Source organism: Streptomyces sp. NPDC001920 (assembly GCF_053594495.1).
Genome location: NZ_JBSFEP010000009.1, coordinates 45596 through 57141, shown reverse-complemented (window position 1 = coordinate 57141; position 11546 = coordinate 45596). Strand labels below are relative to the sequence as shown.

Annotated in this window: 8 protein-coding genes; all 8 read right to left on the bottom strand. The window is 70.7% G+C overall.

Annotated features, from left to right (window positions below; all coding sequences use genetic code 11):
• Positions 1-40: 40 nt before the first annotated feature.
• Positions 41-4723 (bottom strand): BREX system serine/threonine kinase PglW, encoded by a 4683-nt coding sequence (gene pglW, locus ACWCPI_RS16915; protein ID WP_451038845.1) that lies wholly within the window; start codon positions 4721-4723, stop codon positions 41-43.
• Between the two features lie 261 nt (positions 4724-4984).
• Entirely contained in the window at positions 4985-6355 is a 1371-nt protein-coding gene (locus tag ACWCPI_RS16910) for a DUF317 domain-containing protein (RefSeq protein ID WP_451038844.1), read from the bottom strand.
• Positions 6356-6422: 67 nt separating this feature from the next.
• Positions 6423-7541, bottom strand: a complete 1119-nt coding sequence (locus tag ACWCPI_RS16905; protein ID WP_451038843.1) for a DnaB-like helicase N-terminal domain-containing protein — start codon at positions 7539-7541, stop codon at positions 6423-6425.
• On the bottom strand, positions 7541-8812 hold the full coding sequence (locus ACWCPI_RS16900; RefSeq protein ID WP_383318660.1) for a DNA cytosine methyltransferase: 1272 nt from the start codon (positions 8810-8812) through the stop codon (positions 7541-7543). The genes ACWCPI_RS16905 and ACWCPI_RS16900 overlap by 1 nt, the downstream gene beginning before the upstream one ends.
• Positions 8809-9672 carry a hypothetical protein gene (locus ACWCPI_RS16895; protein WP_451039054.1) on the bottom strand — a complete coding sequence of 288 codons (864 nt, stop codon included), beginning with the start codon at positions 9670-9672 and terminating at the stop codon, positions 8809-8811. The genes ACWCPI_RS16900 and ACWCPI_RS16895 overlap by 4 nt, the downstream gene beginning before the upstream one ends.
• A 97-nt stretch (positions 9673-9769) precedes the next feature.
• Positions 9770-10246, bottom strand: a complete 477-nt coding sequence (locus tag ACWCPI_RS16890; protein WP_058082611.1) for a hypothetical protein — start codon at positions 10244-10246, stop codon at positions 9770-9772.
• On the bottom strand, positions 10239-10979 hold the full coding sequence (trpA, locus tag ACWCPI_RS16885; RefSeq protein WP_451038842.1) for a tryptophan synthase subunit alpha: 741 nt from the start codon (positions 10977-10979) through the stop codon (positions 10239-10241). The genes ACWCPI_RS16890 and trpA overlap by 8 nt, the downstream gene beginning before the upstream one ends.
• 99 nt (positions 10980-11078) lie before the next feature.
• The gene (locus ACWCPI_RS16880; protein WP_365602308.1) at positions 11079-11480 is read right to left on the bottom strand and encodes a hypothetical protein; all 402 of its coding nucleotides are present in this window, start codon (positions 11478-11480) and stop codon (positions 11079-11081) included.
• Between the last annotated feature and the right edge of the window lie 66 nt (positions 11481-11546).

The following is an 11546-nucleotide window of genomic DNA, read 5'->3' as shown; positions in this document are numbered from 1 at the left end:
GCGAGAGGACGGAAGAAGATCAGGTTAGGAGGGGGGGGCGTCAGGCGTCCGGCTCGAGGTGTTTACGCGCGACCCAGGCGTCAGGCACAACGATCCACTCGTCGAACCCCGCCTGGTACGGAACACTCTGCCCGGCCAACCGCGGAGCCCGTGCCGGATCGGACTGGGCGACGAGCAGCCACAGCGGGCTGCCGCCCTGTCGAGCCTCCTCCGAGAGGCGCCCGAGCAGGTCGAGCGCGTCGTAGCGGGCCAGCACCGCAGTGTCGGTGAGCAACAGCGGACCATCGGCCTCCGCTAGCTGCTCCCGCAGCTGCGGTTCGATCCGCCCCCACGCCTTGTCGGTGCGTATGCGCAGCTGTTGGTGAGCCCGACTACCCGGCTCGGCGGCGTCCGCCTTGAGGACGGTCTCCCAGGTCGGACGAGCAGCCTCGCCCACCACGCCGCGCAGTTCGGCCACGAATAGTCCGGTCACCGACACCGGCCGAGCCCCGTATGGCTCGCCGGCCAGCCGCCGCACCGCGTCCTCGGCACGCCGCTGGGGCACGGTCAGGACCCGGAAGCCGTCCTGCTGCGCCGAGTGCATAAGTCGCTGCTCAGCCTTGACGGCAGCGGCGACGGCCGCGTCCGCGTCGTACTGGGTGGGGGCGGAGCGGCGAGCCGCCGAGGCGCCCCAACTCGCTGAGGTCAGCCCGGCAGTGGCGTCCCCGGAGGGGCGATCCGGGATGAGCCGGAGCACCTTGTCGTAGCGGGTGGCCAGTTTCAGCTCGAAGCCGGCCTGCTTCAGGGCGCGGACCAGGGCGCTGCCCGTGGGCAGCTCGCGCGGCGCCAGCGGATCGGTGCCCAGGTCGGGGAAACGGGTGGCGACCCGCTTGTGCAGCGCGTCCACCGTCAGGCCCGGCTGCCGCTCCTCCTCGACGCCCGGCTGCACGGCGACCACGCCGGCCTGGGTGATCCGCAGCGCACGCACCAGGTCCAGGTCGCGCGGGTAGATCTCCAGGCGCGGGGTGAGCGCGGCCCGCGTGGAGGCGGCGACCGCGATCTCGGCCGTGCGCCGCTCGTCCCAGCCCAGGCTGCCCGGTGGCCGTCGCACCGCGTCCAGCTCGGTGAGGACCGTGCTCGCCGTCGGCAGGGACTCAAGCGCCGCGAGCCGGTCGGCCCGTACGCCCAGGTTCAGCGCGTACTCCTGCAGGGCGGGCAGTGCCGGGGTGTCCGGACCGTCCACGTCCTCCCGGACATCCAGGGCGAGCAGGCCGAGTACCGGATCGGCGCCCTTGGGCATGCGGGCGTGGAAGTAGCGGAAGAGCGGCGGGGACTCGTTGTCGTAACTCTCTCGTTCGACCACCGCACGCAGCATCGACAGGGCGAGTGCACGCCGGTTGCGCCGCTCCACGTGCTGGGTGCCGCGCCGGGCGATAAGCGCGTCGGCGAGCTCGATCACCGGGGCAACCCGGCCGCGCTCAGCCAGAAGCTCCACCACCTGCTCACGCAGCAGCCCCAGGGCCGCGTCCTTGTACCAGCGCTCGCGCGCCTTCTTCACGATCTGCGGGATCCGGCCCGCGGTCAGGCCCACCGCATCGGCGACGTCCCGCTGCCGGACCCAGGCCAGGCCCCCGGGCAGCGTGCCTGTCTCATCGGGCAGCCGCAGCAGCAGCCGGATTGCTTCGCGCTCCTTGGCGTTGGAGCGGGCACTACCGCTGGACGGCTTCGGCACCAGGCGGGCGGCGAGCGCGTCCAGGCTCAGGCCGCCCAGCACCTGCGGGTCGGTGACGTCCCCGGCGACCGACTCCGCGACCGCCCGCTCCAGGTCGGAGAGCTCCTGGCCCGCCGCCTTGCGGGCCTCCGCGCTGAGCGGCGTGGGAGCCGCCTTGCCCAGGCGCGCGTTCCATTCTTTCTGCCGGCGCTGGATCTCCTCCCGGGTGCGCGAGCCCATGCCCGGCGCGGTGAGGAACTTCTTCGCCGAGTAGTCCAAGACGTCACCGACGGTGTTCAGACCCATCGCGAACAGCTGCGACTGCGCTGCGACCGTCAGCCCCGCCACCGACAGCGGCGTCTTTCGGTCGGCGCGCTCGGCCTGCTGGTCGCGGACCTGCTCAGCGGAGACGTCATCATCCTCCCGCCCGATCCGCGGCTGCGCAGCCGACTCGGCAACCGCGTCGGTGCCGCCCTTCGCTCCGCGCCCCGACTTCTCACCGTGACCAGTGCTCGGCGCCGTCGTCTGCTGTGCGTCTAGGAAGATCCGCTGCCAAGCACGCTCCATCGGCTTGAGATCCGGAAAGCGGTCCTTCACATCCCGGGCCAGCGCCTTACGGAAGAACGCCACCAGGCCGTCCCGGACGGCCGGCTCAAAGGCGTCTGCCGCCAGCTGCGGGTACGGCCATTCCTTCGCATCCGTCTGCCGGGCCGTGACCGAGCCGTCACCCCAGCGGGGCAGCTCGTTCGACGCCATCTCATGTAGCGTCACGGCCAGCGCATACCGCTCGGCGTGCCCGTCGTACGAGCCGCGCGTGATGACGCCCACGAACGGGTCGAGATAGCCCTCGGTGCCCGCCTCGATTTCCTTCGCCGGGTACCCGGCGAGCGAGAAGTCGATCAGCACCAGCTGACGGGTGCCGTTGGGGCGGACCCGGATCGCGATGTTGTCCGGCTTCAGATCCCGGTGCCAGATCCCCTCCGCCTCCAAGTGCTCCACAGCACCGAAGAGGTACTTCCCGTACGCCTCCAGCTGGTCCATGCCCAAGCGGCCGTTGTCCCGCAGCTGGCGCGCAACGGTGTCCTCCCTGCGGCGCGGCCCCTTACTCGCACTGCCGTCCTGGTCCTTCAGCTCCCGGCTGTCGCCCACGTACTCCAGGACCAGGACCCGGCGCCCAGCCAATGTCAGGGGCTGCGGCTCGTACAGCGAAATGATGCTGGAGTCCCTGTGGATCCGGCCCAGGACCTCCGCCTCACGATCCAGGACAGCATGCTTGGCCTCGCTCAGCGCGACCTTCAGCACTGCCACCGGCAGGCCGCCGCTGCGCCGAGGCTCGCCCTCCAGATCCCGCACCAGGAAGGCCCGCGCGGTCGAGCCTGTACCGAGGCGGCGCACGACCTCCCAGCGTCCGGCCAGTACGTCCCCGGCCACGGCCTCCAGCGGGTCCTTCTCCGGCTCGGATCTTTCCTCGCCCACGCCTGCGGCTGAACCGCCGTCCCCGCCCGCGACTGCAGCTGCATCCCCGCCGCCCGGGACCTCCTCGACGAATGCCTGCTCGACGTACTCCAGCATCTCCAGGAAGTCGTCGACCGTGGACAGACGCCGACCCGGTTCGTATGCGGTGGAAGCCTCCACCAGATCGTCGATGTCCGGATTGAGACCGTCGACGAGCGCGCTGGGACGCAGACTCTCACCGGCCTCCAGACGTGCCATGACCTCGCTCTGGCTCGCGCCAGGCGCTTGCCCGGTCACCAGCAGATACGTGAGCACGCCGAGCCCGTACACATCGAGGCGTACTGGATCGGCCTTCGGAATCCTCAGCTCCGGAGCCAGATAAGGATCTGCCTGCTCGGCGACATGGAACCCCGTCACGTTAGTCGGAGCCAGGGTCAGCGGCCGGCCGCGGCTGGAGCTTTGCCCAGTGGCGATCTGCCAATCCGCGATCTGCGTCCACGGACGCAGCCAGCGCTGCTCCTCGCCGAGCTCCCGCCCGCGTGGACCGCGGTCGCGCGGAATCACATGCACCGCGTGCGCCGACAGCGTGCGGTGGTGGACCCGCCGGGAGTGCGCGGAGCGCACCGTCTCGGCAAGCTGCCGCACCAGCGCGAGGCGCCCCTGCAGGTCGAGACCCTCACCGTGCTGGACCAGGTAATCGTCCAGGCGCAGCGTCTCCGGGTGGTAGTCGAAGAGGATCGCGGGCCCGGCGGGATGCCCCGACGGCAGATAATTCTTCAGCTGTACCGCACCGGGATGACGAAAACGGCTGAGTACCGATGCCTCGCGGGCGGCGGCACGCTCCACCGAGCGCCGCTCGTCGTCGGAGGCACCACGTTCACTGAGGAAGACCCGTACCCGTGCCAGATCGTGCAGCTGGGAATGGCGTCCCAGATAGTCGGCCCAGGACGGCCCGGAGTCGAACGCCTTCGCCTCCAGGAGGTAGGAGCCCACCTCGTGCTGGCGGCGGATCGGTGCGATACGGAGCTTCTTCAGGGCTGCATCGACAAAGCGGGATGCCTCGGCTGTGATCTGGTAGCGGGCGTCTCCCGGCGGCACGGCCAGCATCTCCACCAGCTGCTTGACCGTGAACACGCCGTTCATGTCGGCAGCCGGAAGGTTCACCTGAAGCTTGTCGTCCGTGAAGCAGACAGCCTCACCCACCCAGATCTTCGTTCGGTGCGCGGGCCGACCGGAGACGCCGTTGATCAGGCCCGACAGCTCCTTGGCCTTCCGGTTCGCCAGGTGCAGCGGATTGCCGTGCCGACGGCTGGTCCCGCTGGGCGTGGTCTGCACCCAGTCGTTGCCGCCGCCGTGGACCGAGCCGTGCCAGTCCTTCAACTCGACCAGGAAGACCCCGGCCGGCGCTACCACCAGAAGATCGACCTCACGGACGTGCCCGCTGTTCGCGGTGAACATGAAGTTCGTCCAGGCACGCCACGGCTCCTCATCTGGCAGACGTCGGCGGATCGCCTCAAGACCACGGCGCTCGTGCTCATACTCGGACTCGGTGACCGTCGTCCACCGGTCTTCCAGCATGCGGCTCCCCGTCCGTGTCTGTAAGCCTGCCGTAGTTCCTGCCGCTGCGTTCAGGAAGCACAGCTCAACCCTCGGACCGAATCCTAAAGGGTGTCACTGACATCAAGAGCGGCCTGAGCGTGCTACGACCGAGGCCGCGGAATCCCAGACCCGGCGTTGATGGAACGGGGCAGAGTGCGCCGCGAACGAATGTGCGCGGGATCGCCGGTTTTACCAACCGGCGATCCCGCGCTACGTTGCCGCGCTCGTGTGCGCCAATGATCAGCGTGAACGGCTGACGGCTGGGTCGGCCGTAAACATGGGCGTGGCCGGGGGACTGGTAGCGAGGCTGGTCCTGTGTTCGCGGCCCGCAGGCTGTGCCTGGTGCGTGCCGGTCTCGTGGGCGAGGGTTGCGGCGAGGACGGCCAGCAGTGAACTCGGGGTGTGTGGGGACGCGGTGATGGCCCAGGTGGGCCGGTCCGGTCCAGGGCCGGCCCAGACGGTCCAGGTGGCCAGGTTCTGATTCGGGTGTTGTGCTGTGAAGGCGTCGAACTGGACGCCCACGTTCCCGTCGGGGGATGTCCAGCGGATCCATCGCCCGTCCACGGTGTGCTTCCATGCGGCGTCGGAGAGCGGCTGGGTGGCCGCGGTGACCATCTTCTCGTCCACCGGGACGCCGGTGGTCGTGTCCCAGCCGTCGCCGTCGGCGAGGTGATTCAGAAGTTCCGCTATCACCAGGGCGGGGGTGGCGCCGGTCGCGGCGAGGACCCACATGCGGTCGGAGACGGGCGTCTCGTAGGCAGCCACGGTCCACGCGGTCTCGTGGGCCGGGGCCTCGTGAACGCGCTCGATGCGCAGGGTCTGCGACTCGTGGATGGCGTGGGTTGTCTCGTCGGACCAGGTCCGCCACTTCTCGAACTCACCGTGCCTGTCGAGGAAGGAGTCGAGGAGGGCGTCGTGGTCGCCTGCATCGGCCAGGTAGACGGGGACGGTCTTCGGCTCCGGGCGGTGAGGCCCGGGTTTCGCTGCGCCGAGGTCCAAGGCGGTGCGGGCCTCGACGGCGGCGCGCTCGGCTTCGGTCAGGGGTGCCGGACCGGGGCGCATGTCGGTGCCGTGGACCTTCTCGAAGGCGAGCAGGGCCTGAGCGGGTGAGTCGAAGGTGTCGGCGACCTGGCGCAGGTGGTCCTCGCCGTGGAGGTAGACGGACTTGCCGCCCCGGTGGAGGTACGTGCCTACCGCGACGGTGGTGTGGCCGTCGTGGGCGTGTGCGTGGATGAGGAGATGGCCGTGGCGGATGTCGTCGTGGATCTTCTGCGCCTGGTTGGAGACCTCGCGGATCTCGCTGCGGGTGCACCACGGCATCGGATAGTTCGCCCAGGTCCATTCCTCGTCCATGGCCTCCCGGAGTCGAGGGGTGATTTCGACGGTGATGCCGTCGGCGGAAAGGCGCTTGGCTGCGTCCCTGGCCCAGTAGGGCTCCTCGTGGTCGATGCGGGCCAGGACCAGGACGTTGTCGGCTGCGACGGTCCAGTCGGCTGCCTCCAGAGCCATGAGAGCAATGCGGGCCTGACTGCCGGTCAGGACGGCGGTCACGGCGCTGGGATGGGTTGGGTGGGTGTCGAGGCGGACGTGAGCGTCAATGGGGGGAGTCACGTGGGGGTGTCGTCTCTTCTGCCGGTGGCCGGGCCTTCGGGTCCGGCCACCGGCGTGTGGGGGGTGCTTATCGGGTTGCTCGCGCGGCGCGGGTGGCGTGAGCGGCCGTCGTGGTCGGCGGGCCGGCGCGAGTGGCGGGTGCCGGGCGCGGTCGTGGTGGCGGGACGGTTCCGGTGGCGTGCTGCCAGCGGGTGCGGACGGCGCTGATGTCGGCGAGGGCGCGGCGGGCGCCGACGACGAGCTGGAACGGGGTGTTCGCCGGGTCTCCTGCGTACGCCGAGATGCGCCGGCCGGCGTGGTCGGCGGTGGCTAGGAGGGAGCGCTGCAGGGCGCGTTCGGCCCAGTGCTCCACGGATCCGGCCGGTTCGGCCAGCAGGCGGAGCACCTTGCTGGGTTCACTCGCGTTGTCGAGCAGGCCGCGCTGTTGGGCTTCCCATAGGACGGTGACGGGGTCGACGGGCTCGCGGCGGCGGGCCAGGGCGGTCAGGCATTGCCACAGGCCGGCGTGCAGGGGCCGGGTGAGGTCGTCGGGGAGCAGCCACCGGACGGACTCGATGTCGGCGGGGTGGGCGGTGGCGGTCGCGAGGAGCAGCTGCTCCTCCTCGGCTGCCTCGGTGTGGTCGGTGGTGATGGCCGGCGGCGGTGCCGCGGTGCGGGGGAGCACTCCGGCGCGCGGCGGGAAGCGGCTCGTGATGTCGTCCACGACCGCGGCGAGCGCGTCGGCCTCGGCGAGCACTGTCTCGACTGGGTGCGGGAGGGACGCGTCGTTGACAATCTGGGTGAGGCGTTCGGCGGCCGTCTGCAGGCGCCGGCGGGCGTGTTCGGCCTCGACCATCCTGGCGTAGGCCGGTGCATGGCGGGGCCAGGGGCAGACCTGGACGAGGGTGTGCAGGTAGGAGGCGGTCAGTCCGCGCGCCTGCTCGCGCCCCGTGGCGAGCACTTGGTCGAGCCACTTGGTGTTCTTCGCGTGCTCGGCGGGGTCGGGCGGAGGCAAGGTGCTGATGGCGGCGAACAGGGCGGCGTGCGCGGGGGTGGAGAAGGAGTTGGCGGCGATGCCGGTCACGTCGCCGAGGCGGTGTGGATGAAGGAGGAGGGCGCCGAGGAGGGCCTGCTCGACGTGGAACACCGGCTGCGGCGGTGCGATGGCGTCGAGGTGGTCTTCTTCGGGTTCGGGGACGTGGGGCATCAGGCTGCGAGGGTGAAGTCGTCGGGGTCGAGGGTGACGCCGAGGTGCGGGGCGAGGAGGTGGCCGGCGAGCAACGGGGGCACGGCGTTGCCGATCTGGGAGAACTGCTGGCCCTTGTTGCCGGCCCAGGGGTAATCGGCGGGGAAGGTCTGCAGGAGGCCGGCCTCGCGGGCGGTGATCCGGATCGGCTCCGGCACCGCCGACGTGTCCGTGTCGTCGGTCGGAGGCGAGGCTGGTTCAGCGACCCAGGTGCACTCGTTCGCGCGGTGCCCGAAGAACAGCGTGCCCGCCGGCTCGGACAGCGGGCGGACGGTGGCGTTGGCCTGGTTGTTGCTGCGCAGGGACCAGGACCAGCGGTGGGCATCGGCGGTGAACGTCGGCGCCGGAGCGTCGGCGGCACGGTTCTGCCGTGCGCCGTGCCGTGCCTTCCAGCCAGTTCCTTCGCGGCGGGACTGCAGGAGAACACCGTCCGGCCTGGGCATCCAGGTGCCGCGCTCCCGGGCGTCGGAGAGCGACTTGCGGGAGCCCGAAGGGAACGGTTCGGGTCCGCCGCCGGGCCCGCCGCCGGCGCAGACGGTGGGAACGGGCCGGTCAGTCGCGCCCCATCCCAGGGCCTCTGCCATGCTGACCCAGCGGGCGCGGCCCGGACCGAACAGCGAGTCAGGCTCGGCGACCTGGGCGTGCGTGGGGGCGGGAGGCTGTGCCGTACGGACCCGGGAGGCGAGCAGGATCGCTCGCCTGCGCGTCTGTGGAACGCCGAAGTCGGCGGCGTTGAGGATCCCGTACCAGACCGAGAACCCCCAGGACCGCAGAACGGCCGCGTACTGCTTCCACAGCGGCAGGACGTCCGGCACTTCCTCCATCGCGACCCACTCGGGCTCGCCGACCGTGTTCAGGGCATGCAGGTAGCGCATCGGCTCGGCCGCGAGTAGGGAGCGCTCGTCGCGGCAGGCGGCGAGGAGGCGCTCGCGGGTGTCGCGTCCGGCGGCGAGGTCCTCCACTGCCGTGTGCACCAGCGGCTGGTCGAGCAGGCCGAGGCGTTTGCCGGCCATGCTCCATGCCTGGCACGGCGGGGAGGCGATCAGCCCGCGCGTGCGGCCGAGGAAGGGCCACGTCGGATACATGGCCACGTCGGTCCGGATCGTCAACTGCCCGGCGGCCACGCGCGTCTTGCAGGCCCATTCGTCCCATTCCAGGCCGACGTCGCGCACACCGAAGACGCCCAGTGCCCTGCTCCAGCCGCCCGGCCCCGCGAAGAGGTCGAGTATCACGTGGCCAGCCCGAAGTCGTCGCGGGTGAGAACGTCCGTGTCCCCGCGGCACGCCCAGGGGGAGCAGCCGTCCACGACGCCGTTCTCCAGCGCGTCGGCTTCGTCCGCGTCTATGCGCAGTGCTGCCCGTTCGGCGGCGGTGACGTGGTCGATCGGCGCCTCGCTCAGCGGGACGCGGGAGCGGTGCAGGAACGCCTCGCCGAGCAGTCGGCTGCCCGAGGCGTTGGCGCGGGCATTGCCTTGCCGGATGGCCGCATCGAATTCGACGACGTCCGCCCACTCGGAAGGGGATGTGTCCCTGATGTGCCTCCACTGCGCATTTCCGTGGAACGGGCATCCCAGGCAGCTCGATTTCGGTGTCTTCGCCAGCCCGAGCGAGGTCAGGTAACGAACGCAGTCCGCTCTGCTCCAGCCAAGGTCCAGGAGTGGATGCCGGTTGCGCATGTATTTCACGTCGGCGTCTTTGGCGCGGTGGAACTCGTCGGTGGAGATCCCCACCCACTGCTCAACGAACACGCCCTTGGGGATGCGCGAGGGGTAGGGGTGTCCGAGGAGTTCGCGTACCTTCTGCTTTATTGGTTTCACCTTGTATTCGCCGGTGCACTGCCTGCGGGTCATGCCGGGCCGCCCGTCCTTGTTCAGGATGTGCAGGGGCATGGAGGCGAAGCGGTGGTCCGGATTCAGGGCGTCGCTGCGAATGTTTCCGGCTGAGACGCGGAGGACCGGTATGCCGGCGGGCTTGGCTATCTCCTGTTCCAGTCGGTCCAGGTGAGCGTAAACGGCTTTGGGTTCCCATCCGGTGTCGGCGAATATCGCGTAGTCGACCTTCGGGAGGATCCCTTCGGCGGAAAGGGCGAGCAGGGTGCTGGACTGAACTCCCGCGCCCAGGGAAAGGGCACGGAATTGAGGCTGATCTGAAATGGTCTGTCCTGGAGATGGGGAAATGGGGGGCGCGCCCTCAATGAGGCTGGTGCGTCAGCCGGCTGGGCGGGATTAGCCGGTCGCGGTGTATGGCGTGGTGGAGGGTGGGGATGCGGTCGAGGAGGTCGGTGGCCGACTCGATGAACTGCTGTGGTGAGGGGCGGATGAGGATGGCCGGCCCCTTCGTGGCGTTGGCTCGGCGGCGTTGGTTCTCCACGGCGCGGGCGAGGGCTGCGGTCAGTTCGGCGCTTGCGTCCTGGGCGGCCTTGGCGATCTGCGCGATGTGGTCGAGGAGCAGCAGCTTCCCGGCCGTGGTGTGCGGCGTGTGCTGGGCGAGGTCGAGGAACAGCCGCAGGGCGGCGCTGGCGAGGTCTTGGGCGTCGTTGATCCGCGCGGCCAGTGCGTGCGCGTGGCCGATGGCGTTGGTGCGCAGGGCTCGGTGCAGGACAAGGGCGTCGGCCACGATCCGGTCGAGGGCCTCGGTCAGGGTGGAGCGATCAGAGCGATCAGGCACGGGTCTCCGTGAGGGTGGTCGGGTGCAGGGCTCGGGCGAACGCGGCCGTCAGGTCCGGGGCTTGGGCAGGGTCGGTGGCCAGGGCGCGGACGACGGGGGTGCCGATGACGACGGCGTCCACCAGCGGGGCGACGCGTGCGGCGAGGGCTGGGGTGGAGATCCCGACTCCCGAGACCACGGGCAGTGGGCTCGCGGCGCGTAGGCGCTGGGTGAAGCCGGCGAGTCCGGGGATGTCGAGCGGGCCTCGGTAGCCGGTGGGGGCCGTGGTGGCGGGTGCGTAGAGCCATCCGGAGGCGCCGGCGACCGCGGCCGGGAGGAGGGGGTCAGGGGTGGTGCGCGGGATGAGGTGTGGGGTGCGAAGGCCCGTCGCTCGTGCGATTTTGTGCCAGCGGGCCGTTTGGTGGGCGGGCAGGTCGACGATCATCACGCCGGCGGCGCCGGCGTCGGCGAACAGGCGGGCCACGTACGCGGGGCCGTGGCGGCTCACGGGCTCCCAGTAGGTCATGACAACGGTCGGCCGGAGGCTGGCGGCGTGTTCGACGGCGCGCACGGCGTGGTCGAGGGCGTTTCCGCTGCGCAGGGCGCGGTGGTAGGCGGTCTGAATGACGGGGCCGTCGAGGGCGGCGTCGTCGGTGGGCAGGCCGACCTCGAACAGGTCGGCACCTGCCTGCGCGAGCTGGTCGAGGTGCTGGCGCTGTGCGGTTGCCGGGTACAGGCCGGCGGGGACGAACACGCCCAGCGCACGGGGTCCTTGGGTGAGGCGGGTGTGGAGGGGATCGGCGGTGGCCAGGTTGGAGCCTGCCTTTCCCGGCGGGTGGGCTGTCGCCGGAGGTCAGCGGCGGCGCCCGGCCGGTGGAGTCGTGGGCGCGGGTGGGCTGGCGGTGTGGCGCGGTTGCGCGGCAGGCGGCACGGGCGCGGCGGGCTGGCTGCTGAAGGCGGGGGCGACGGCGTCGAGGGTCTTGGTGACCTGCTCGGCCTGGTCGTGGGCGTCCCGGAGCTGCTCGGCGACGCTGTCGGGGAGCCGGTCCCATTGGGCCTGGTACTGGTAGCGCTGGATGATCTCGGTGGCGTTGCGTAGCTGCTCGGCGAGCTGTTGCAGGATCGCGGTCTGCTGCTCGGGGGCGGTCGCGGTGTGAGTGGCCTGCAGGAGCGCGTCCAGGGCGGTGGGCAGCGGATCGTCGTCCGTGGGAAGGCCGTAGAGGCGGGCGTGCAGTGCTTGGGCGAAGACTGTCACGGGGCCGCCGCAGGAGCCGTGATCGTACTTGGCTGCCGCCTGTCGGCGGACGCTGAAACTGACGAC

Bases quoted from the DNA above. Each gene is read 5' to 3' on its own strand.
- pglW (WP_451038845.1), bottom strand. From the start codon at position 4,723: ATGCTGGAAGACCGGTGGACGACGGTCACCGAGTCCGAGTATGAGCAC.
- ACWCPI_RS16905 (WP_451038843.1), bottom strand. From the start codon at position 7,541: ATGCCCCACGTCCCCGAACCCGAAGAAGACCACCTCGACGCCATCGCA.